The 22,853-nt window shown below is 71.5% G+C and carries 17 protein-coding genes and 1 pseudogene; 11 read left to right on the top strand and 7 right to left on the bottom strand.

Features of this window, described 5'->3' with window-relative positions:
- Positions 1-107 precede the first annotated feature (107 nt).
- Positions 108-2,051: a DNA topoisomerase (ATP-hydrolyzing) subunit B gene (gyrB, locus tag V1633_RS08260; protein WP_331213816.1), complete on the bottom strand. Its 1,944-nt coding sequence runs from the start codon at positions 2,049-2,051 to the stop codon at positions 108-110.
- A 606-nt stretch (positions 2,052-2,657) separates the two neighbouring features.
- On the opposite strand from gyrB, the gene V1633_RS08255 reads away from it, so the two are divergent.
- Entirely contained in the window at positions 2,658-3,212 is a 555-nt protein-coding gene (locus V1633_RS08255) for a hypothetical protein (RefSeq protein ID WP_331213589.1), read from the top strand.
- 108 nt (positions 3,213-3,320) lie between these two features.
- A pseudogene (locus V1633_RS08250) lies at positions 3,321-4,670 on the top strand (MFS transporter); the annotation flags it as partial.
- A 361-nt stretch (positions 4,671-5,031) separates the two neighbouring features.
- Here the strand turns inward: V1633_RS08250 and V1633_RS08245 are convergent.
- From V1633_RS08245 to dnaA, 5 genes are all read right to left on the bottom strand, one after another.
- Positions 5,032-5,679 (bottom strand): DUF721 domain-containing protein, encoded by a 648-nt coding sequence (locus V1633_RS08245; protein ID WP_407951981.1) that lies wholly within the window; start codon positions 5,677-5,679, stop codon positions 5,032-5,034.
- Between the two features lie 139 nt (positions 5,680-5,818).
- Positions 5,819-6,988, bottom strand: coding sequence for a DNA replication/repair protein RecF (gene recF / locus V1633_RS08240; protein WP_331213588.1), 1,170 nt, complete (start codon positions 6,986-6,988; stop codon positions 5,819-5,821).
- A gap of 2 nt (positions 6,989-6,990) precedes the next feature.
- Positions 6,991-7,863 carry a phosphogluconate dehydrogenase (NAD(+)-dependent, decarboxylating) gene (gene gnd, locus V1633_RS08235; protein WP_331213587.1) on the bottom strand — a complete coding sequence of 291 codons (873 nt, stop codon included), beginning with the start codon at positions 7,861-7,863 and terminating at the stop codon, positions 6,991-6,993.
- A 29-nt stretch (positions 7,864-7,892) separates the two neighbouring features.
- Complete coding sequence (dnaN, locus tag V1633_RS08230; RefSeq protein ID WP_331213586.1) at positions 7,893-9,026, bottom strand: DNA polymerase III subunit beta; 1,134 nt, start codon at positions 9,024-9,026, stop codon at positions 7,893-7,895.
- Positions 9,027-9,752: 726 nt separating this feature from the next.
- A complete protein-coding gene (dnaA, locus tag V1633_RS08225; protein ID WP_331213585.1) occupies positions 9,753-11,864 on the bottom strand; it encodes a chromosomal replication initiator protein DnaA in 2,112 nt (703 codons plus the stop codon).
- 709 nt (positions 11,865-12,573) lie between these two features.
- Here dnaA and rpmH point away from each other — a divergent pair.
- The 9 genes from rpmH (at position 12,574) to V1633_RS08180 (ending at position 21,606) form a co-directional block, all read left to right on the top strand.
- Complete coding sequence (rpmH, locus tag V1633_RS08220) at positions 12,574-12,711, top strand: 50S ribosomal protein L34 (protein ID WP_331213584.1); 138 nt, start codon at positions 12,574-12,576, stop codon at positions 12,709-12,711.
- 35 nt (positions 12,712-12,746) lie between these two features.
- Complete coding sequence (locus V1633_RS08215; protein WP_331213583.1) at positions 12,747-13,187, top strand: ribonuclease P protein component; 441 nt, start codon at positions 12,747-12,749, stop codon at positions 13,185-13,187.
- A gap of 26 nt (positions 13,188-13,213) precedes the next feature.
- Positions 13,214-13,477, top strand: a complete 264-nt coding sequence (yidD, locus tag V1633_RS08210; protein WP_331213814.1) for a membrane protein insertion efficiency factor YidD — start codon at positions 13,214-13,216, stop codon at positions 13,475-13,477.
- Positions 13,474-14,517, top strand: a complete 1,044-nt coding sequence (gene yidC, locus V1633_RS08205; RefSeq protein ID WP_331213582.1) for a membrane protein insertase YidC — start codon at positions 13,474-13,476, stop codon at positions 14,515-14,517. The genes yidD and yidC overlap by 4 nt, the downstream gene beginning before the upstream one ends.
- A 232-nt stretch (positions 14,518-14,749) precedes the next feature.
- Positions 14,750-15,442 (top strand): Jag family protein, encoded by a 693-nt coding sequence (locus tag V1633_RS08200; RefSeq protein ID WP_407951991.1) that lies wholly within the window; start codon positions 14,750-14,752, stop codon positions 15,440-15,442.
- A gap of 8 nt (positions 15,443-15,450) precedes the next feature.
- Positions 15,451-16,416 carry a 16S rRNA (guanine(527)-N(7))-methyltransferase RsmG gene (locus V1633_RS08195; protein ID WP_331213580.1) on the top strand — a complete coding sequence of 322 codons (966 nt, stop codon included), beginning with the start codon at positions 15,451-15,453 and terminating at the stop codon, positions 16,414-16,416.
- Between the two features lie 837 nt (positions 16,417-17,253).
- Complete coding sequence (locus V1633_RS08190; RefSeq protein WP_407951980.1) at positions 17,254-18,513, top strand: ParA family protein; 1,260 nt, start codon at positions 17,254-17,256, stop codon at positions 18,511-18,513.
- Between the two features lie 30 nt (positions 18,514-18,543).
- Entirely contained in the window at positions 18,544-19,614 is a 1,071-nt protein-coding gene (locus tag V1633_RS08185; protein ID WP_331213579.1) for a ParB/RepB/Spo0J family partition protein, read from the top strand.
- Between the two features lie 1,215 nt (positions 19,615-20,829).
- Complete coding sequence (locus V1633_RS08180) at positions 20,830-21,606, top strand: hypothetical protein (RefSeq protein WP_331213578.1); 777 nt, start codon at positions 20,830-20,832, stop codon at positions 21,604-21,606.
- A 184-nt stretch (positions 21,607-21,790) separates the two neighbouring features.
- Here the strand turns inward: V1633_RS08180 and V1633_RS08175 are convergent, their stop codons facing one another.
- A complete protein-coding gene (locus V1633_RS08175) occupies positions 21,791-22,852 on the bottom strand; it encodes a D-alanine--D-alanine ligase family protein (protein WP_331213577.1) in 1,062 nt (353 codons plus the stop codon).
- Position 22,853 lies beyond the last annotated feature (1 nt).

Genomic DNA, 22,853 nt, shown 5'->3' with positions numbered 1-22,853 from the left:
CCGGTGCCGTCGGCCCTCTGGTCAGGTCCGACGGCCCGCTCCGGCCAACCCGTCGCCGGCCGCCCGGTGGTGCCGGACATCCGCTGTCCGGCACCGCCCGCGCGGAGTCAGATGTCGAGGAACCGGACGTCCTTGGCGTTGCGCTGGATGAACGAGCGCCGGGCCTCCACGTCCTCGCCCATCAGGACGCTGAACAGCTCGTCCGCGGTCGCCGCGTCGTCGAGCGTGACCTGGCGGAGCGTACGCGTCGCCGGGTTCATCGTGGTGTCCCACAGCTCGCCGTAGTTCATCTCGCCGAGACCCTTGAACCGCTGGATGTCGTCGGGCCGGGCGTTCGCCTTCTTCTGCTGGCGCAGCGCGATCAGCCCGTCCCGCTCCCGGTCCGAGTAGGCGTACTGCGCGTCGTCGCCCTTCTTGTTCCACTTGATCTTGTAAAGCGGCGGGGCGGCCAGGTAGACGTGGCCCAGTTCGACCAACGGACGCATGAACCGGAACAGCAGCGTGAGCAGCAGCGTCTGGATGTGCTGACCGTCGACGTCGGCGTCGGCCATCAGCACGATCTTGTGATAGCGCAGCTTCTCGATGTCGAAGTCGTCGTGGATCCCGGTGCCCAGGGCGGTGATCAGCGCCTGGACCTCGTTGTTCTTCAGCACCCGGTCGATCCGGGCCTTCTCCACGTTGAGGATCTTGCCCCGGATCGGCAGGATCGCCTGGGTACGCGGGTCCCGCCCCTGCTTGGCCGAGCCGCCCGCCGAGTCACCCTCGACGATGAAGACCTCGGACTCGCGCGGGTCGGTCGACTGGCAGTCGGCCAGCTTGCCCGGCATCGAGCCGGACTCCAGCAGCGACTTGCGCCGGGCCAGCTTCCGGGCCTGCTGGGCCGCGATCCGGGCCCGGGCGGCCTGGGTCGCCTTGGTGATGATCAGCTTGACCTCGGCCGGGTTGCGGTCGAACCAGTCGACCAGCCACTCGTTGCAGGCCCGCTGCACGAAGCTCTTCACCGGGGTGTTGCCGAGCTTGGTCTTGGTCTGACCCTCGAACTGCGGGTTGGTCAGCTTGACCGAGATGATCGCCGCGAGCCCTTCCCGGATGTCTTCGCCGGAGAGCTTCTCGTCGCCCTTGAGCAGCTTCTTCTCCGTGCCGTACCGGTTGACCACGCTGGTCAGCGCGGCCCGGAAGCCCTCCTCGTGGGTACCGCCCTCGTGCGTGTTGATCGTGTTGGCGAAGGTGTAGACCGACTCGCCGTACGACTCGTTCCACTGCATGGCGATCTCGACCGCCATGCCCTCCTCCTCGGCCCCGAACTCGACAACCGTCTTGTGGATCGGGTTCTTCGAGTTGTTCAGGTGCCGGACGAAGTCGGAGATGCCGCCCTTGTAGCAGAAGGTCACCTCGCGCGGCTTGCCGTCCTCCTCCTGGACCCGCTCGTCCCGGAGCTGGATGGTGAGACCCCGGTTCAGGAAGGCCATCTCCTGCAGTCGCCGGTAGATGGTCTCGAAGGAGAAGTCGACGGTCTCGAAGACGTCCGGGTCCGGCCAGAAGGAGACCGCCGAGCCGGTCCGGTTGGTGGTCTCGCCCTTGTCGAGCGGGGACGGCTTGGAGTTGGTGTACGACTGGCGCCAGACGAAGCCGTCCTTGTGGATCTCCACGAACATCCGGGTGGAGAGCGCGTTGACCACCGAGACCCCCACGCCGTGCAGACCGCCGGAGACCGCGTACGCCTTGCCGTCGAACTTGCCGCCCGCGTGCAGTACGGTCAACGCCACCTCGACACCCGGCTTCTTCAGCTTGGGGTGCAGGTCGACGGGAAAGCCACGACCGTTGTCGGTGACCCGGACGCCGCCGTCGGCGAGCAGGACCACCTCGATCGTGTCGCAGTAGCCGGCCATCGCCTCGTCCACCGCGTTGTCGACAACTTCCTGGACCAGGTGGTGCAGACCGCGCTCACCGGTTGATCCGATGTACATGCCAGGCCGTTTCCGGACGGCCTCCAGGCCTTCCAGCACGGTGATCGACTCGGCGCCGTACTCCTGCTTCTTCTCCGCTGCCACCTTGGCCACTTTCTCGCGTCCCTCCCCGCCCTGCGGCGGGGAAAGCGCGGGTTTGGTGGGTGGCCACGTCGGCGGGCGCGCGGGCCGGCACCACGAGAAGATCCGGGGTACGGTCGAACGCGCCGATCGCCGCGGCTACCCACGGATCGCGAACGGCCTCGGACCCGGTGCGGTGCCGGCCCGGACCGCCCGTTCCGGATCGTCGTTCCACACCGTGTCGTCGTCTCATCGTCAATCCTACTGTGCCCGGATGACATCTTGGCTATGCGGCACCCCCGCACAGCGCCCTGAGACCCCCGTAGGCGGCCGCACCCCTCCTCCCACGACTCCCCCCACACGCACGCGGTCGTATCGGGGTCGGTTTCGGGCACCGGGGTGCCGGGCCGCCCGACACCCGTCGACGGCCCGTACCCGACACCGGCGCTCTCCGGAACGGCCGGCTCCCTTCCGACCTGCGGGGGTCGCGCGAAGCACTCGGCGTGCCGTAACTTGGCGACGCCGTGAGTAAGCTCCGTGGCCAGGATGCCCGGAAAGCGCACCGGACGGTCCCTCCGACCGGTTCGTCAGGTGCACAGATTCGTCAGGTGCACAGAGAGGTGACGCCCGATGGGGCTGGACAACGTCGCGGTGCGCTGGCCGCGGACCGGCCGCTTCTACGACCCGGTCGCCCCGGCCGAGTTCGTCGACTTCGGCGAACTGGCCGACGCACCGGAGGTCGCCGCGCCGACCGCGGCCCTCGCCGGCTACATCGCCAAGAACGGTTCGGTCCGGGCGACGGCGTACACCGAGCTGGTCGACCTGCTGCTGGGCCTGGACGGTGTGCTGTACGCCACCGAGGCCGCGGCCGAGGACGAGGACCCGGTGATCGACCCGGACGGCTGCGCCTGGATCGCGGGCGGCCTGGAGCGCTTCGTCGACGGGCACCGGACGCACGGCGAGATGGTGACCTTCGACACGGTCAGCGCCGTGCTCCGGTCCGCCCTCGCCGACGGCCGACTGGCCGAGCAGCAGCTGCGCTGGCTGGACAGTCGACTGGACGCGCTGCGCGACGAGGCGGGTGCGCCGCCGCAGTGGAGTTTCGCCCGTTCCGAGCTGGCGGTGCTGGCCGGCTTCTACCGGCGCTGCGCCGAGCGCGGCTACGCCGTCTACGCCGACTCCTGACCCCGCGCGTGGCCGCGCCGCCGGTCCCGGCTCCTCCGCCGGGGCCGGGAGCCCGCTCGACGGGCCCCGGGTCCACCCGGCGACCCGGGGTCGGTCCACCGATCGGCCATGTTGCCATTAGCCCGAATTGCCGATTGTGTGCCGATAACCGGTGACCGACTTCACCGGCCCCTGCACACCCTCCCCGAGCAGCAGCCAGACTTGCGCGTCATCCCGAAAGCGCCACGTTTCCGGCACGGGAGTGACGGACAGTCATGGCGTCGGGACGTAGGAGCGTTCGCCGCCGACCTAGCAGAGGAGCTCCGCGGCTTGCGTACCACGTTCGGCGCACTGCGCCACCGTAACTACCGGATCTGGGCCGGTGCCGGGTTCGTCTCCGTCATCGGCACCTGGATGCAGGTGCTCGGGGTCAACTGGTACGTGTTGCAGCAGACCGGCTCGGCCACCTCGATGGGGCTCGCCGTACTGCTCCAGGCCCTGCCCACGCTGCTGCTCAGCGGCTGGGGCGGCGCACTGGCCGACCGGCTGCCCGCCCGGCCGCTGTTGATCGCCACCCAGATCGGACACGCCGGCCTGGCCGCCGCCCTGGCCTCGCTGGCCTGGTCGGACGCACCGCAGATGTCGATGATCTACGCCATCTCGCTGGTCAGCGGCGCGCTCTCCGCGATCGAGGGCCCGGTGATGGGCCGGTACGGCTCCACCATGGTCGACCGGGAGACCCTCGGCAACGCGCTCGCCCTCGGCTCGCTGACCAACTCCGCCGGCCGGATCCTCGGCATGAGCGTCGGGGCGGTGCTGGTCGCCGTCACCGGGCCCGCCCTGCTGTTCGTGATGAACTCGGTCAGCTTCGCCGCCGTGGTCGCCGCGCTGCTCGCCGTACGCCAGCGGGAACTGCACCAGCCGGAGGCCGGCACCGGCTCCCGGGCCGGGCACGACCACGGCATCCGGGCCGGACTGCGCTACCTGCGCCGGCAGCCGGTCATCCTGACCGCCCTCGCCCTCGCCTTCGTCCTCGGCAGCCTCGGCCGGAACTACCAGGTGACCATGGCCGCGATGAGCAACGGCCCGCTCGGCGGCGGGGCGGGCGCCTACGGCCTGCTCTCCACCGTCTTCGCGGTCGGTACGGTGCTCGGCTCGCTCGCCGCCGCCCGGCAGCGGGAACTCAGCTACCGGATCCTGGTCGGTGCCGGCGTGGCGGCCAGCGCGCTGCAGGCGGTCGCCGGGCTCGCCCCCGGAGTCTGGAGCTTCGCCGTCGCGATCCTGCCGATCGCCGCCGCCGCCGTGATCATCGATACCACCGTCGGCACCCGCACCCAGCTCGACACCGACGGCGCCATGCGGGGCCGGGTGCTGGCCGCCATCGGGGTGACCGGATCGGTCGCCGCCGCCGTCGGCGCGCCGACGCTCGGCTGGCTCTCCGAGCACGTCGGCCCGCGACAGACCCTGGTCCTCGCCGGCGCGGTCGGCATCGTCGCCTCGATCGGGGCCGGCCTGCGGCTGGCCCGCCGGACCGGCGAGCACCGCCGCGCGACCGTGCCCGCCCTGGCGGGTCGGTTCGTGCCCGGAACGGGTGTGGCGGCCCGAGCCCTGCCCGCGACCGGCGGGGCAGTCCCGATCCCGGTCACGCCGGCATCCGCCGTACCCGCCCTGGCGGCCACCACCCCGGGACGGCCGGCACCGCTGGCGGCAGCGGCTCCGGCCGCAACCGCGCCGCGTCCGACCTCCCGGATGGCGGCCGTACTCGGCCGCGCCGTCGGCCGACGGCGTACCGCCGCCGGAACCGGCACCCGTCGGATGCCGACGCTGCGACTGGCCCGACTCAGCCGTACGTATCCCGGGGCCCACGGCCTCGTACCCGGCGGGGACCACGGGACCACGAGGGCGCCGTCGGCCCGTGCACATGCAACCGCCGAACCACGTTATGGCCGACCTCGGCAGCGATCCGTTGCAGCAGTGAGCCGGCGAGCAGTCGCAGTTGAGTCGCCCACGCCGTCGACTCCGCCTCAACCGTGAGTTCGCCGTCCTCCAGCTTCACCGGGCGGCTGTGCTGCGCCACGTCCGGGCCGACCACCCGTTCCCAGGCGCCGAAGACGGTCGCCTCGGCGGCCGGCTGCTGCCAGCCCCGGGCCTTCATCAGCCGGGCGAGCACCGTACCGAACAGCTGTGGGTCCCGGGGGTCGGGTCCCGGGCCGGAGTAGCCCCGGGGCCGCCGCCGGGTCCCTCCCCGGCCGCCGGCCGGGTTGCCTCCGCCGGTCGGTGCGCCGTCGCCGTCGGCACCCGCCGGGTCGCCGGCCCCGGTCCCGCCCGGAGTACGGCGCCGTGGCCCGTTCGCCCGCCGGCGTGCCAGGGCGGCATCCAGTACGGCCCGGGCCAGCGCCGGACCGGTCAGGTCCCCGTCAGCCGAGCCGGCAACCGTCTCCGGTGAGACCGGCCCCTCCCCGGCGGCGGTCGTCTCGGGCGTCGACACGGGCTCGGGGCGGGTCTTCCGCGACGACGCCGACCCGGCGCGGGGCCGCTTCGCCCGCGAGGTGTCGTCGGCCGCAGCGGAGCCGTTCCCGGCCGCAGCGGAGCCGCGACGGGACCGCCCCGCCGCCGAGGACTCGGGGTCACTCGCCGGCACGGTCCACCGCCCCGTCGCTCACCAGGTAACGCGCACCTCGCAGGGCCGGCGGCACGTCCTCGGCGACCGCGCAGGTGACCAGCACCTGGCTCGCCGTACCGACCAACTCGGCCAACCGGCTCCGGCGTCCGCTGTCCAGCTCGGCGAAGACGTCGTCGAGTACGAGTACCGGTTCCACACCGTCCGCGCGGAGCAGGTCGTACGCGGCGAGCCGGAGGGCCAGCGCGTACGACCAGGATTCGCCGTGACTGGCGTAGCCACGGGCCGGCAGTGGGCCGAGGCTCAACGCCAACTCGTCACGGTGTGGACCTACGAGGGTCATGCCGCGCTCGATCTCCGCCGACCGGGATTCGGCGAGCGCGGCGGTCAGCGCCGCCTCCAGCGTCGAACGGTCCGGCACCGGGTCGACCAGGTTCAACGACGACCGGTAGGCGATCGAGGCGGCCCCGCGCCCCGCCGCCACCGCGTCGTACGCCTTGGCCACGTGCGGGCCGAGCGCCGCGACCAGCTCCAGCCGTCCGGCGAGCAGTTCGGCACCGTGCCGGGCCAGATGGGTGTCCCAGACCGCCAGGGTGTGCAGATCCGACCCGGCCTCGGCCGACTCGCCCGCGGCTGGACGGGTCCGCCCCCGCCCGCTCTTCCGGGCCAGGTACGCGGTCCGCAGCAGTGCGTTGCGCTGCTTCACCACCCGCTCGTAGTCCGCCCGGACCGCCGCGTACCGGGGCATCCGGGTGACCAGCAGGTCGTCCAGGTAGCGACGGCGTTCGGCCGGGTCGCCCCGGACCAGCTCCAGGTCCTCCGGGGCGAAGAGCACCAGGCGCAGGGCGCCGAGCACGTCCCGGGCCCGGCGGGCCGGCGACCGGTTCAACCGGGCCCGGTTGGCCCGCCCCGGCGCGATCTCCAGCTCGACCAGCAGCTCCCGGCCGTCGTGCACGATCGCGCACCGGATCACGGCGGTCGCCGCCCCGGCCCGGACCAGCGGGGCGTCGGTGGCGACCCGGTGACTGGCCAGGGTGGCGACGTAACCGATCGCCTCGACCAGATTGGTCTTGCCGACCCCGTTCGGGCCGACGAGCACGTTCCCGCCCGGCTCCAGGTCGACCCCCACCCGCTCGTACGAACGGAAGTCGACCAGTTCCAGCCGGCGGACGTACACGGCTAGTTCTTGCGGACGGCGTGCCCACCGAACTGCTGGCGCAGCGCGGAGACGGCCTTCATCGCCGGCGAGTCGTCCTGCCGCGAGGCGAACCGGGCGAACAGCGAGGCGGTGATGACGTTCAGCGGTACGGCGAGCCGAACCGCCTCGTCGACCGTCCACCGGCCCTCACCGGTGTCCTCGGTGTACCCGCTGAGCTGGGTCAGCTCCGGATCCTCGTCGAGCGCCCGGTCGAGCAGGTCGAGCAGCCAGGACCGGACGACGGTGCCCTCGCGCCAGGACTTGAACACGCCGGGCACGTTGGTCACCAGCTCGGAGGCGCTGAGCAGCTCGAAGCCCTCGGCGTAGGCGTGCATCAGGCCGTACTCGATGCCGTTGTGCACCATCTTGGCGTAGTGGCCGGCACCGACCGGGCCGGCGTGCACGAAGCCGAATTCACCGGCCGGCTTGAGCGCGTCGAAGATCGGCATGAGACGCCCGACGTGCGCCTCGTCGCCGCCGACCATCAGGCCGTAGCCGTTCTCCCGGCCCCAGACGCCGCCGGAGACGCCGACGTCGATGTAGCCGATGCCGTGCCGGTCGAGCTTCTCGGCCCGGGGCAGGTCGTCGCTGAAGCGCGAGTTGCCGCCGTCGATGACGATGTCGCCGGCGGAGAGCACCTCGATCAGGCCGTCGACGGTGGGCTCGGTGAACTGCACCGGCACCATCACCCAGACGGCCCGGGGGGCGGCCAGTTTCTCCGCCAGCTCGGCGAGACTGGCCACGTCACTGATCTGCGGGTTCTGGTCGTAGCCGATCACCTCATGCCCGGCGGCACGGAGCCGCTCGCGCATGTTGCCGCCCATCCGGCCGAGGCCTACCAGGCCGATCTGCATTGACTTTCCCTTCGGTGGAACCGGTGCGATCAGCGGGTGACCCGGATCGGCATGATCAGGTAGCGGTAGCCGGGGATGATCTCGCCGTCCTCGGCGGAGGGCGCGATCACCGCAGGCTTGAACGCGTCGACGAAGGAGAAGACCGCCAGCGCCGACCCGATGTTCTGCAACCCGTCGACAAGGTACTGCGGGTTGAAACCGATGGTCAGGGGTTCACCCGTGAAAGTGGCGTCCATCGCCTCGCTGGCCCGCGCCTCCTCGGTACTGCCGGCCTCGACGACCAGCCCGTCGGCGCTGAAGTTGAGCAGCACCGGCGTCGTCCGTCCGCCGACCAGCGAGACCCGCTTGACCACCTCGGTGAGGGCGGCGACCGAGACCCGGGCCTCGGCGTTGTGGCTGGCCGGGAAGAGCGACCGCACCGGCGGGTAGTTGGCGCCGTCCAGCAGCCGGCTGGTGGTCCGCCGGGTGCCCCCGGCGAAGCCGATCAGGCCCTCCCCGGCGGCGCCCTGGGACAGGGCCAGCGTGACGTCGCCGCCGATCGGCCCGAGCGCCTTGGCGGTGTCGTGCAGAGTGCGGGCCGGGACCAGCGCGTTGACGCTGACCTCCGGGTCGTCCGGACGCCAGTCGATCTCCCGCAGCGCCAGCCGGTAGCGGTCGGTGGCGAGCATCGACAGCGTGCTGCCGTTCAGTTCGAGCCGTACGCCGGTCATCATCGGCAGGGTCTCGTCCCGGCCGGCGGCGATCGCGACCTGGCCGACCGCGGCGGCGAAGGTGGCCGCGTCGATCGTCCCGGCACTGCCCGGCATCTCCGGCAGGGTCGGATAGTCCTCGACCGGCATCGTCGGCAGGGTGAACCGGGCGCTGCCGCAGACCAGCTCCAGGTGTGCGCCGGCGGCGGCGATCTCGACCGGCTTCGCCGGCAGCGCCTTGGTGATCTCGGCCAGCAGCCGGCCGGAGACCAGCGCGGCACCGTCGGCCTCGCTCTGCAGGTCCACGGTCACCTGGCTGGAGACCTCGTAGTCAAAGCCCGACACCTGCAGGCCACCGTCCCCGGCCCGGAGCAGTACTCCGGCGAGGACCGGTACGGACGGGCGGTTGGGCAGGCTCTTCGCCGTCCATGCCACGGCGTCGGCGAGTGCGTCGCGCTCCACGCGGAACTTCATGCATGCCTCCGGGTCGACATCAGCGACAACTGTCTCATGCCGGCGGCCGCCTTCCGGCCCCGCCAACCGTGGGGTCTCCATCGCACCTTAGGGCCCGACCGCATCGGCTGTGCGTCCGGCCCCGGTGCTTCGGCAGATCGGTGGCCGCCGGTACGGCGGATCAAAAGGATCCACAACATGCCCAACGCTGGTGATTGGTTTTTGTTCTTTAGTAGAGATAACCCAATCGTCTTCATCGGTGCTGTGCAAACTGTGGAGATCCAAGGTTTGCGCAGGTCAGCGACTTATCCACCGGTGTGGTGGCTGTGTACAACCGCCGGCTAACCGGGGTTGGCGGTCCACAGCCCGTCCGGCGGTCGAGGTTTTCCACGCTTGTCCACCGGTTGTCCACCGGGTTACCCACCGGCTTTTCCCCACTTGTGGGGACAGCCGAGGGAAGATCGACGACCGCTGTCCCCAGAACCTTCAACACGTCGTACACAGGCGGCTGGAATCGGTGGAGAACGTTGTCACGGTGGGTAACTGTCCACACACGTTTCCCCAGGAGTTGTCCACAGCTTGTGGGTTGCGCACCGACGCCGGACGGCGTTGTCCACCGCAGTGGACAACCGGCTGTGGACAGCCTGGGGACGGAACCCGACAGGACGGCGCAGGAGAAGACGGAAAAGGCCGGGTCCGTGGCCGAGGTGGCCCGGGCCCGGCCTCGCGACCGGCGGTACGGGTGGCTCAGGTGTTCTGTTTGATCCGGTTCGTCAGCTCGGCGATCTGGTTGTAGAGCGAGCGCCGTTCCGCCATCTGCTGCCGGATCTTGCGGTCGGCGTGCATCACGGTGGTGTGGTCACGGCCACCGAACGCCTGCCCGATCCGGGGCAGGGACAGGTCGGTCAGCTCGCGGCACAGGTACATCGCCACCTGCCGGGCGTTCACCAGCACCCGGGACCTCGACTGTCCCCGCAGGTCCTCCAGGCTGACCCCGAAGTAGTCCGCCGTCGAGATCATGATCTGGTCCGCGGTGATCTCCGGTCCCGCGCCGTCCGGGATGAAGTCGCGCAGCACCTCCTCGGCCAGCGACAGCTCGACCGGCGAACGGGTCAACGACGCGAACGCGGTGACCCGGATCAGCGCCCCCTCCAGTTCCCGGATCGAGTTGGCGATCCGGGAGGCGATGAACTCCAGCACGTCCGGCGGGGCGAAGAGCCGCTCCTGGGCCGCCTTCTTCTGCAGGATCGCGATCCGGGTCTCCAGGTCCGGTGGCTGGATGTCGGCCAGCAGCCCCCACTCGAAGCGGGTCCGCAACCGGTCCTCCAGCGTCTCCAGGTCCTTCGGCCGCCGGTCCGACGTGATCACGATCTGCTTGTTCGCGTTGTGCAGGGTGTTGAAGGTGTGGAAGAACTCCTCCTGGGTCCGCTCCCGGTTCTGCAGGAACTGGATGTCGTCGATCAGCAGGATGTCCACGTCGCGGTACCGACGCTGGAAGGCGCTCGTCTTGTCGTCCCGCAGCGAGTTGATGAAGTCGTTGGTGAACTCCTCGGTCGAGACGTACCGCACCGACCGGGCGTTGCCCAGCGTCGTGGCGTAGTGGCCGATCGCGTGCAGCAGGTGCGTCTTGCCCAGCCCCGAGCTGCCGTAGATGAACAGCGGGTTGTACGCCTTCGCGGGTGACTCGGCGACCGCCACCGAGGCGGCGTGCGCGAACCGGTTGGACGAGCCGATGACAAACGTCTCGAACATGTACTTCGGGTTGAGCCGGTTGCCGCCGACGTCCCCGGCACCGCCGACCCCGCCGGGCCGGCGGTCGTCCCGGCCGCCCGTCCGGTGGTCGATCGGCCCGTGGCCGCGACCGGGGCCGCTGTCGGTGCCGCCGTCCCGACCCAGCCCCGGGCGTCCGGCACCCTCCCGGCCGTCGTGGTGGTGCCGGTCCGGCGTCCGCTGGTCGGTGCCGAACCCGCCGGCCGCGCCGCTCTCCCGGTGGTCGACACCCCGCTCGTCGACACCGCCCCGACGGTCCTGGTGCGGAGCGGTCGGCCGGTACGGCTCGGGGTAGGGCGCGGAGAAGAGCGTCTCCTGGCCGCCGTCCCGGCTGGCCGGGATCAGCTTGTTCCGGGGCGGCTCGGCGGCCCGGCCGGGTTGCTGTGGAAAACCCGTGAACGGCTGCTGGGCCGAACCGCCACCGAACGGCTGCTGCCCGGATCCGGCACCGAACGGCTGCTGCGCCGAACCGGCGGGCCGGTCGGGCGGTCCCCCCGGACCGGGGCCGCCGGGCCGGGCCTCCGGCGCCTCGGATTCGGGCCGCCCGGGGTAGTGACGCGGGTCGGGGCCGTAGCTTCCGTCCGGACCGCCGGCCGGGGCGGCGGGGTAGCCGTCGTTCGGGTCGGGGTAGCCGCCCTGGTCGGGCTCGGGGTAACGGCCGCCGCCGGGGTAGTTGCCCGGACCGGGGTATCCCCCACCCGGCTCCGGGTCGCCGGGATAACCGGCACCGGGCGCGCCGGGATAACCCGGCGGGGCCTGCGGGCCGGCGGGTTCGGGGCCGCCCGGCGGGGGGTAGCCGCCGGGGACCGACGCCCGCCCGGTCGCCTCGTCCGGCGGACGTACCGTGACCGCCACCTGGATCGCCCGGCCCAACCGGCGGGAGAGCGCGTCGGTGATCGCCGGCCGCAACCGCGACTCGATCACGTCCCGGGTGAAGGCGTCCGGAACCGCCAGCAGCGCGGTGTCCTCCAGGATCGCGCGCAGTCGGGTCAACCGGAGGTAGGCACGCTGCTGTGCTGAGATGATCTCGTCAGCCAGTTCCTCGGTCGTCGCCATCCACACTGCGGCAAGGTCGATCGTGTCGGCCACCGTCGCGCCACCCCCATCGCCTCTGCGTTTCCGGTCGCCTTGCCGTCCCGGCCGACCGTTCCGGGCCTGCTACCGTGCGCGAACAGGCACGACGGCGCCGGCAGTCGCCGCCGCCATCCACAAGTTATCCACAACCTGTGTACCGACTGATTGTGTCGCCCGACCGGGCGTCCGTGCCGTCGCCCCCCGGCCTGATACGGCGTTGACGCGGGTTCACCTGTCGAACGATCGACGAGCTTGTCCGGTTTTGCCCGACAGCGACACCGCCACCCCCTGACGCTGACGTGCAATCGGGCACGCTAACAGCGTTGTCCACAACCCTTCAACCGGCGGCGAGGTCGGCGCCTTCTCAACATCAGCGAAAACCCCCGCCCGACCGGCCACGACGAGGCACCGACGAGCCGAGCCCCGTCGGCCCCGGACGGCAGCTCTGACCAGCGGGACCGTCCTCCGGGCGGCGAGCCGGCCGGTCCGGCTCCCGGACCCGGTCCGGTCGGGTACTGTTTGACGCCGGATGCCCGCCTGCGTAGGCTCCGACGGTTGCTCTGTCACCCTCTGCTAGGGTGATGAGTGATCGCTGGCCGTACCCGTGTCGGGCGGTGCCGGATGCCGTGAGGCGTCGACGCCCGGCCGTTCGAGCGGCCGACGCCAGACCACCAGATGACCCCGATGTCGCACGACCGGGGCGTACGACGACGGAGAGCCTGACGTGAGCAAGCGCACCTACCAGCCGAACACCCGCCGGCGCGCGAAGACCCACGGCTTCCGGCTGCGCATGCGCACCCGGGCTGGCCGCGGCATCATCTCGGCCCGCCGTGGCAAGGGTCGTACCCGCCTGTCGGCCTGACGGCTGGCAAGGCCGGTCCGGGGATGTAGGCAGTCGTGCTGGCAGCCGCACAGCGACTGCGGCGCAGCACCGACTTCGCCGTGGCGATCCGGGGTGGGCGACGCGCCAGTCGTGGCGTACTCGTCGTCCATCTCGATCCGACCGGCCCGTCCGCCCCGGACCTGTCCGCAGAAACCACGACGACACCAGAGCCGGCGTCGGGTGCCGGTGCGGGGCATGAGCCCCCACCGGTCCGCGCCGGCTTTGTCGTGTCCAAGGCGGTGGGCGGCGCGGTGATCAGGAACAAGGTCCGGCGCCGACTCCGCCACCTCGTCCGGGAACGGCTGGACGGGTGGGGACTGCCGCCCGGTACCACCCTCGTGGTACGGGCCCTGCCCGGTGCCGCCGACGCCCCGTACGCCCGGCTCGGTGTTGACCTCGACGCCGCGGTCGCGGCCGCCCGAAGCCCCCGTAAGCCGTCGCGGCGGTCCCGATGAGCGACGAAGCCCACGGTTCGCCCGGGATGACACTCGGTGCCCGAGTGCTGGCCGGACCCATCGTCGCGTACCGTCGTTGGATAAGCCCGGCACTGCCGGCCCGCTGTCGGTTCCACCCGTCGTGCAGTGCGTACGCCCTGGAGGCGGTCACCCGGCACGGCGCGGCCCGGGGGATCGGCCTGGCGGTCCGGCGGTTGCTGCGCTGCCACCCCTTCCACCCCGGTGGATATGACCCGGTACCGGAGCCGGGTGCACGCCGCCATGCCGATGTGACTGGAGCCCCGAATTGAGTCTCGACTGGATCTACTGGGCGATCTCGTGGATCCTGCTGCTGTGGCACTCCGCCTGGGACGCCATAGGGGTCTCGGCGGGGACCGTCCTGGGCACGAACTGGTCCTGGATTCTGGCGATCATCTTCCTGGTGGTCACGCTCCGGGTGATCCTGTTCCCGATCTTCGTCAAGCAGATCAAGTCGCAGCGGGCCATGCAGGCGCTCCAGCCGCAGCTGCGGGCCCTGCAGGAGAAGCACAAGGGTGACCGGGAGACGCTCCAGAAGGAGATGATGGAGCTCTACCGGAAGGAGAAGGCCAACCCGCTGATGGGCTGCCTTCCGATCTTCCTGCAGGCTCCGGTCTTCATCGGCCTCTTCCACGTGCTGCGCCGGCTCGACCCGATCAACGAGGGCAAGACCCGGTACGGCTGGACGGTCGACCAGTTCGAGAGCGCCACCCACGCCCGGCTCTTCGACGTACCGATCGCCGGCAAGTTCGGTTCGAGCGCGGCGGAGCTCGCCCGGTTGAACGCCAGCGGCGCCTCGGTCAAGATCCTCGCCGGCGTCCTGGTCGCCATCATGATCGCCACGACCTACCTGACCAGCCGGCAGATGATCCTCAAGACCGGTTGGGCCGAGGACCCGCAGCAGCGGATGATCCAGCGACTGATGCTCTACGGCATCCCGGCCTCGCTGCTGGTCTCCGGCGCGATCTTCCCGATCGGTGTGGTCATCTACTGGGTCACCAACAACCTCTTCACCCTCGGCCAGCAGCAGTGGGTGCTGCGCAAGTATCCGCCGCCGCCCACCCCCAGCCGGCTGCCCCGCCCGGGTGAGAGCAGCTCGCGCCGTACCACCGACTCCCGCAACGCGGCCCAGCCGGGCCGCCCGGGACGGCAGCCGAAGCAGGAGGCCAAGCCGGCCGGCCGGTTCGGTCGGGCCAAGACCACGGCCGCCCAGCCGCAGAAGCCGGCGGTCGACTCCAGGGCGCTCGCCCCGAAGCCGGGCGCCAAGCCGGTCAAGCCCAAGAAGGGGCGACCGGCGAAGCGTCAGGGTTGACGCGGCGACGACCGGCCGCGCCCACCAGCGCGGCCGGTCGCTCGCAGGACTCCGGCCGTGCCGCCGCCGTGCGCTGGCGCCGGCCGGATTCCGCCGCGCCCCGCGCTGGGCAGTGCCGCCCGACAGACGTGCCTGTGGCACTCGGCGATCTCCCGCCGACCACGGGAAACCAGCGGGACCGTCTACGGTCCGGCCGAGAGAGTACGGAGATGAGACCGTGACCGACACCAGTATTCCCCGGGCCGAGCAGCCTCTCGAGGACACCGACCCGGTCGTGGCGGCGGGATCGACCGAGGATGCCGAGACCAGCGAGGCCGTAGCGGTAGCCGGGGACAGCGCCGACGCCGACGCGGCGATCGACGACCGGAACGGTCCGGACGACGAGGACACCGAGGACGACGAAGCCGAGGAGGGCAAGCCCGTCGCGGGCGCCAACGGCGGCAAGCCGGCCGCGGCGACGAGTGACGCCGACCTGTTCCGGCAGAGCGAGATCGCCGCGGACTACGTCGAAGGGCTGCTCGACATCCTCGACTACGACGGCGACATCGACGAGCTGGTCTCCGGAGGCCGGCCGGTGGTCGAGGTGGTCGGCGGCCGGCTGCAGGCACTGGTCGGCCAGCGCGGCGCCACCCTGGAGGCGCTCCAGGAGCTGACCCGGCTCGCCGTGTTCCGGCAGACCGGCTCCCCCAGCCGACTCCTGCTCGACGTCGGCGGCTACCGGGCGACCCGCCGCAAGGAACTCTCCGCGGTGGCGAAGAACGCGGTGGAGAAGGTGAAGCAGCACGGCGAGGCGGTACGGCTGGAGCCGATGTCCGCCTTCGAGCGCAAGTGCGTGCACGACGTGGTCAACGCCATCGCCGGGGTGGAGAGCGAGTCCGAGGGCGTCGAGCCGAACCGGCGGATTGTCGTACGCCCGGCAGACTGAGTACCGCGATGACCTACCGTACGTCCGGCCCGGGTGGCGAGCAGCCGCCCGGGCCGTCTTCTGTTCCACCGTCCTCGTCCGAGGGAGCCAACGTGTCGCCGTTCTCGCCCGTGCCGCAGGACCCGCCCGCGGTTCCGCTCCCGGCGGAGCTGGCCGACCCGGCCCGTACGCTCTTCGGCGACCGGCTGCCGCTCGCCGAGGCGTACGCGGAGTTGCTGGCCGGGCCCGGTGTGGTGCGGGGCCTGATCGGCCCCCGGGAGACACCCCGAATCTGGGACCGTCACCTGCTCAACTGTGCCGCCGTGGCGGAACTGATCCCGGCCGAGCGGTCCGTGGTGGACGTCGGCTCCGGCGCCGGACTGCCCGGCATCGTACTGGCGATCGCCCGACCCGACCTGACCATCACCCTGGTCGAGCCGCTGGCCCGTCGTGCCGTGTTCCTGGCCGAGGTGGTGGGTCTGCTCGACCTCGGCGGCTCGGTGACGGTGCTGCGGGCGCGGGCCGAGGAGGTCGGGGCGTACCGGCGCCGGGGTGGCCGTGCCGCTGGACGGCGGACCAGGGGCGGCCGACCGACCGGACCGGTCGGCCGGCCGGGCCCGGAGCCGGAGACCGCCGAGCAGGACGTGTACGAGTTGGCCGACGTGGCGGATCTGGCGGAACTTCCCGTCCCGGCGGAGATCGTGACGGCTCGGGCGGTGGCGCCGCTCGACCGCCTTGCCGCCTGGTGCCTGCCGCTCACCGTGCCGGGTGGTCGTCTGCTGGCCCTGAAGGGTGCCACCGCGTCGGACGAGGCGGCCGAGCACGCGGCGGCGGTGCGGCGACTCGGCGGCGGGGCACCCGAGGTACGACGCTGCGGGGTTGGTGTGGTCGACCCGCCGACCACGGTTGTCGAGGTGGTCCGGGAGCGTCTGGTCGGTCCGGCGTCGAAGGGTACGGCGAAGGCGGCCGGACGTCGGCGTGGGTCGGTGGACTGAGCTTTCCGGGGTTTGCGCGTGCGGGGCCGCTGTTTGTTGGGGTCGCCGGGGTTGGGCGGCGGCGTGTGCCGTTTGTTCAGCTGATGGGTCGTGTGGGCTGCGGGGGTTGGGCCGGATGGTGGGGCTGTCGGGGTTGGGGCTGGGGCTGCCGGGTGGTGGGGTGGGGGGGGGGGGGGCCCCCCCCGCGCCCCGGGGGGGGGGGGGGGCCCCCCCCGGCGGGGGGGGTGGTGGGTGGCCCCGGGGGGGGGGGGGCCCCCCCCGACCCGTGGGCGACCCGGTCCGCCGGTTGGCGGAGCGCCGATCGGGGCGGTCCTCGGCGGGAAACGTGTCAGCGTGAGGTTTCCAACCCCCGAACAGCCGTGGCTTCGGTTGCCCAGCGGCCGTAGGCTGACCGCGCGTCGATAGTGTGTAAGACCGGGCAGCGGGCCGCGCCCGGGCCTTCGCTGCTTCTTGCCGGGTCACGCTGGTCCAGGGCCCGGCGCCGAAGGCACGGGCACGAGCACTGGCGGGGCCGACACCATCCGAGTTGGCAGGGATGACACGGTGCATGACAACGGTAGGTATGACGATCCAGAGATGACGGACTCCGGGGACTACTACTCCGGCGGCGCCGATGTTTCACGTGAAACCGACTACGAGGGTTGGTCCGCCGGTGGCCGAGCCAGGCCGCAGGCTCGGCCCGGCCAGGCCGGGCAGTCAGCCGAGTACGACTTCCCGCCACCCACCCGAGGTACGGCTCGTGTCGCCTCCGGCGGTCCGGATCCGGCCGTACCGACTCATCCGGGATACCCGGAGAGCCGAACAGGGCAACCGTACCCGTCGACGGCGTCCGCTCCGGTGGGCGTGCCCGAACCGGGACGCCGTCGACGGGCCGGCGATGCGGAGCCGGTGCCCCGAGTCGACCCCTCGGTGCCGGGTCAACCGGGTCCCGTCGCCCAGTTCGGCACCGGACAACCCCAGGCTGGCGGGGAGCACGGTCGTGCTCCGGTGACCCCGGGGCCGGCGCGGACGAGACCGCCGGCACAGCCGGAGCCGAGGACTGAGCACGGGCAGCCGGCGGTGTTGTCGGCGAGTCCGTCGCTGCCGGCCGACGGTCTCGACGGCCATGGTGTGTCCGGCTACGCCCCGGTGGCCGACACGCCCGTTGCTCCACCCCCGACCCTCACCGAGGAGCCGGCGTCTGACGCGTACGTTTCACGTGAAACGTCGTCGCGCGAACAGGACGATCCCCCGTTGGCAATGGAGGCAATGCGCGCTGTGCACATCCTTAACCCGAGCGGCGAGGTCACCATGCCACGTCCGGACCGGCCCCGGATCATGTGTGTCGCGAACCAGAAGGGCGGGGTCGGCAAGACCACCACCACCGTCAACCTGGCGGTCGCCCTGGCCCTGCACGGCAACCGTGTTCTCGTGGTGGACCTTGACCCCCAGGGCAACGCCTCGACCGGTCTCAACGTGCCGCACCATGCCGGCGTACCCGACGTCTACGACTGCCTGATCGACAACGTCCCGCTCGCCGAGGTGGCTCAGGGGGTGGAGGGGATCCCCGACCTGTGGTGCGTACCGGCCACCATCGACCTGGCGGGAGCGGAGATCGAGCTGGTCTCGGTCGTCGCGCGTGAATCGCGACTCGCCCGGGCCATCGCGGCGCACCCCGAGACCTTCGACTACGTCTTCATCGACTGCCCGCCTTCGCTCGGCCTGCTCACGGTCAACGCGCTGGTGGCCGCGCAGGAGGTGCTGATCCCGATCCAGTGCGAGTACTACGCGCTGGAGGGGCTCAACCAGCTGATCAACAACATCAACCTGGTACGCCAGCACCTCAACCCCACGCTGGAGGTGTCGACCATCCTGCTCACGATGTACGACCGGCGGACGCGGTTGGCCGACGCGGTGGAACAGGACGTCCGGAACCACTTCGGTGACAAGGTGCTGCAGTCGGTGATTCCGCGGAACGTGCGGGTCTCGGAGGCGCCCAGTTATGGTCAGTCCGTCATGACCTACGATCCCGGTTCGCGGGGCGCCACGAGCTACTTCGAGGCGGCTCAGGAGATCGCGATGCGCGGCGTCAAGCAGGCTGTCGGCCGCAATGTGTAGGTCGTCGAGGGGATCGCTGGGAGGCGTGGCATGAAGAACCGTCCGCGAGGTGGACTGGGTCGCGGGTTGGGCGCGCTGATCCCGACCGGGCCGGCCCCGGCCGCCGGGGTCGCCACCGCCGAACCTCCGGTCAGCCTGCCGGACGCCGCCGAGTCGGTGACCGGGGAGACCGTCCTGGCGGACCCGACTCCGGTGACGCCCCCGCCCCCGCCCCCGCCCCCGGCGGCGACGGTCGCTCCGCCGATGCCGGACGAACCGGTGCTGGCACCGGTCCCCGGCGCTCGGTTCGCCGAGATTTCCCTGGACTCGATCGTCCCCAACCCCAAGCAGCCTCGTCAGATCTTCGACGAGGACGCGCTCGAGGAGCTCAAGCACTCGATCGAGGAGGTCGGGTTCCTCCAGCCGATCGTGGTACGCCAGCTGCCCGACGACCGCTACGAACTTGTGATGGGTGAGCGGCGGTGGCGGGCGGCGCAGGCCGTGGGCCGGACGGCGATCCCGGCGATCATCCGCGACACCCGGGACGACGCGATGCTCCGGGACGCGCTGCTGGAGAACATCCACCGGGCCAACCTCAATCCGCTTGAAGAGGCGGCGGCGTACCAGCAGCTCCTGGAGGAGTTCGGGGCGACGCACGAGGAGCTGGCCCGGCGCATCGGCCGGAGCCGTCCGCAGATCTCGAACACCATCCGTCTGCTGAACCTCCCGCCGGAGGTGCAGAAGCGGGTGGCCGCCGGAGTGCTCTCCGCCGGCCACGCGCGGGCACTGCTCGCCCTGGAGGATCCGACCGCGCAGGAGGAGTTGGCCCTGCGCATCGTCCGCGAGGGGCTCTCGGTACGGGCCACCGAAGAGGTGGTCAAGCTCGCCGAGATCTCCCCGACCCGGTCGACGCCGGCCAAGCGACGGCCCAAGGTCCACGCCCCCGGACTGACCGATCTCGCGGACCGGCTTTCCGACCGGTTCGACACCCGGGTGAAGGTCGACATCAACCGCAACAAGGGCAAGATCACGATCGAGTTCGCCACGGTCGACGACCTGGAGCGGATCGTCGGCATCATCGGTATGACGGGCTCGGAATCGGAGACAGATTCCGAGAACTGAATCGGGCTCCGAGCCTCGCCTGTAGGTGGCCGCGTCTCCCTGTCGGGGAACGCGGCCTCTGGCGTAAGAGGGGGCATGGTGCGGTTGCCGGCCGAAGCCCCCGCCGCCCGTCAAGCCGGTGCGGGGCTCCGTGGGCCTGCCCCGCTTGGTCAATCGGCAACTCATTGGACCTGGGCGCTGTGCGCCTTGTGGTGCGTGGAGCTGTGCCAGGTGCTGACCCGCCCTTTCTCGATCCGGGTTTGCTTGGGATGGCTGCGGTTCCTGGGCTCGCGGGGGCGGATCGCAGGGCTGCGCTTCCTGACGTCCGTGCGGTTCCACGCCGGCATCGGCGACCGGCTTCCGCGCGATGCGTACGACGGTCGGCCCGGGCGGAGCCGGAGGGATCGGCGAGGTGGACTGTGCACGGATGGCGCCGTTTCACGTGAAACCGCGCACTGACGGCGCCGTTCACGTGAGACCGCCCTCGACCCGTTTCACGTGAAACCACGCGCCATCCAGCCGCTCGGACTTCCCTGGGGCGGGGTTGTCGGCCCTCCGGTCCGTGTCAACGACCGGACCCCCGGTGCCTCGTCGATTGCGCCAGGCGCGGCTGAGCCGGCTGTCACAGCGCATGGCGTCCTCGTCCCCAGTGCTGCGTGGCTCCGCCCCGATCGCTCCACTCCCGCTCCACGACTCCCCGCCGTCCCCGCTGCTTCGCTTCCTCGCACCGGTCCAGACCCAGTCGTCCGCACGCAGTGGGGCGGGAGGGGCGGGAAGAGCGCAGCGGGGAGGGAAAGGTCGGGACGGCGGAGAGGTGGGGAGGGAGCGGTGGGCAGGGAAAGGTCGGAGGGAGGTTGGTGGAGCGGCGGAGAGGGTGGGGACGGTCGGAGAGGGGCTGTGGAAGATCGCGGTGAGGGGCCGAAAGTAATCCACAGGCGTTTTCCACAGGCACCCCTGGTTTCACGTGAAACGGCGCGTAGACCGGGGTGTCAGCCTGTGGATGACGGAGTGAAAATCACCGCTGGGGCGCTTCGTACCGGGACGCGAAGGTGCTGCGGTTGGCGGCATCGGTGGGGTGACGGCGGACACGTTGGATGGTCGGTGGGGGTGTCGCGGGCGTTCCGCAGCCCGGTCGTCGGCTGCCCGGTGGGAGAGCCGGCGGCCCCGGTGGAATCCCGACGTCGGCAGCCGAATCAGGTAGGGACAGCGCTCTCGAACTCGGTTAGGGTCAGCGTCGTGCCCCACACCCCTGCCCCCGTTCCAGATTTCACGAGGTGGCCTTCCTTCCCCTTCGAAGGCGAGTTCCAGGTCAAGCAACTCGAAGACCCGGTGGCGGTCGAGCCGCCGCGCAAGGGCGAAGGATCCAGCGAATGCCACTCCTGCAACGCTCCGGACGACGCCTACATCTGGGTCAGCGAGCGTTGGCGGGTACGTGCCATGGACCGGCCGACCGGCCTGCCGATGGTGCTGATCCTCGAATCCCGGTCCCACCTGGATCTGGGGGACCTGCCGAACCTGCTCGCCGCTGAACTCGGTGTGATGACGGTACGGCTGGAGCGCGCCATCCGCTCACTGGACGGCGTCGCCCGGGTCCACGTCAACCGTTGGGGGGACGGCGCCGCGCATCTGCACCTGTGGTTCCTCGCCCGTCCGTACGGGCGACTGCAGTTGCGCGGGACCTTCCTGTCCCTGTGGGACGACATCCTGCCGCCGATTCCCGAGTCGCAGTGGCGGGAGAATCTCGCCATGATCGCGGCCTGGCTCGCCGAGTTCGGTGGACGTCCGCTGGCGGAGCCGCCACGGATCCAGTGGCAGGCGCCGTCGAGTTTGAACCAGTTGCCTCCGGAGTCGCGGTCCGAGCAGTCGGTGGACCCGTTGGCTGTTGGTGGTCCGGTCACCGAGGCCTCGCCGGAGTCGGAAGTCGCGACGGAGAGTGCGGCGGCCCAGCGGGCCGACGAGCCGGAGACCGGATCCCAGTCGTCCGGTGGCGACCCGGCGACCCGGGCGTTCTGAACGTCCGTCGCGGTCAGACCGAGGATCTACGCGGTACGGGCCTCGTACTCCGGTCTCCTGGCAGGACCGGTCCTGGTACGGGCGCCCGTACCGTCCCTGTGGTCGGTGAGCCGGCCACCGGCGGCGAGCGGTGGTCAGCGGTCGAGGCGTCGGGCCACGGTCGGCCGGTGGACCGCCGGTCGGCTCAGGCCCGTCCGGCGGTGCGGCGCAGCGCGGCCCGGCTGACCATGGTGCGCAGCAGCTCGCCGAAGTCGAGACCGGCGGCGGCCACCGCGAGCGGCAGCAACGAGGTCTCGGTCATCCCCGGCGAGACGTTGACCTCCAGTACGTGCGGATGGTCGTCCTCGTCGACGATCAAATCCACCCGGGACAGGTCCCGCAGGCCGAGCGCGGTGTGTGCGGCCAGGGCCGTCTCGGCCACCCGGGCCGCGGCGTCGGCCGACAACCGGGCCGGTGCGTGCCAGGTGGTCAGCCCGGCGGTGTACCGGGCGGCGTAGTCGTAGACGCCGTTGCGAGGAACGATCTCGACCGCGGGCAGGGCACGCGGCCCGTCGCCCAGGTCGACGACGGAGACCGCCACGTCCATGCCGGGGACGTAGCGCTCGACCAGCGCGGTCGAGTCGTACCCGAAACAGCCGACCATCGCGGCCGGCAGCGCGGCAGGTTCCCGGACCACGGCGGCGCCGAGACCCGAACCGCCCTGCGCCGGCTTGATCATGAGTGGCAGGCCGAGTCGTTCGACGATCCGGTCCAGTACGGCGACCGCGCCGAGTTCGGAGAAGCGGTCGTGCGGCAGCGCCACCCAGTCCGGCGTCGGGATGCCGTCCTCGCGGAGTACCGCCTTCGCCGACGGCTTGTCCCAGGCGAGTCGGGACGCCCGGGCGTCACAGCCGACGTACGGCACGTCGCAGAGGTCGAGTACGCCGCGCAGCGAGCCGTCCTCGCCGGTCGCCCCGTGCAGCGCGATCACCACCGCGTCCGGCGGGTCGTCCCGCAGCGCCGGCAGCAGGGTCGCGTCGGCGTCCCGGAGTTCCGCCTCGACGCCGACCGAACGCAGCGCGTCGAGCACCCGACGCCCGGACTTCAGCGAGACGTCCCGTTCGTACGACAGGCCGCCGGCCAGGACCAGCACCCGCAGCTCCGCGGTGGCCTCGCGGGGCAGCGGCGCCGGCCACCGCCCGGTGTCCTGGGACAGGGTGTCCGGGGACGCGGCGCGGAGGGGTTGGCCTGGGGAGTTCGTACCCATG

Origin of the sequence: Plantactinospora sonchi, from assembly GCF_036422035.1 — a bacterium.
In the GTDB taxonomy this organism is placed as follows: domain Bacteria; phylum Actinomycetota; class Actinomycetes; order Mycobacteriales; family Micromonosporaceae; genus Plantactinospora; species Plantactinospora sonchi.
Note: the sequence above shows the minus strand (reverse complement) of the source record. Positions and strands in the feature narration are given on the sequence as shown.

Coding starts and splice junctions, on each gene's coding strand:
- V1633_RS08255 (WP_331213589.1), top strand. CDS start 2,658: ATGGGGCTGGACAACGTCGCGGTGCGCTGGCCGCGGACCGGCCGCTTC.
- yidD (WP_331213814.1), top strand. CDS start 13,214: ATGACACTCGGTGCCCGAGTGCTGGCCGGACCCATCGTCGCGTACCGT.
- V1633_RS08195 (WP_331213580.1), top strand. CDS start 15,451: ATGACCTACCGTACGTCCGGCCCGGGTGGCGAGCAGCCGCCCGGGCCG.
- gnd (WP_331213587.1), bottom strand. CDS start 7,863: ATGCAGATCGGCCTGGTAGGCCTCGGCCGGATGGGCGGCAACATGCGC.
- V1633_RS08175 (WP_331213577.1), bottom strand. CDS start 22,852: ATGGGTACGAACTCCCCAGGCCAACCCCTCCGCGCCGCGTCCCCGGAC.
- dnaN (WP_331213586.1), bottom strand. CDS start 9,026: ATGAAGTTCCGCGTGGAGCGCGACGCACTCGCCGACGCCGTGGCATGG.
- V1633_RS08185 (WP_331213579.1), top strand. CDS start 18,544: ATGAAGAACCGTCCGCGAGGTGGACTGGGTCGCGGGTTGGGCGCGCTG.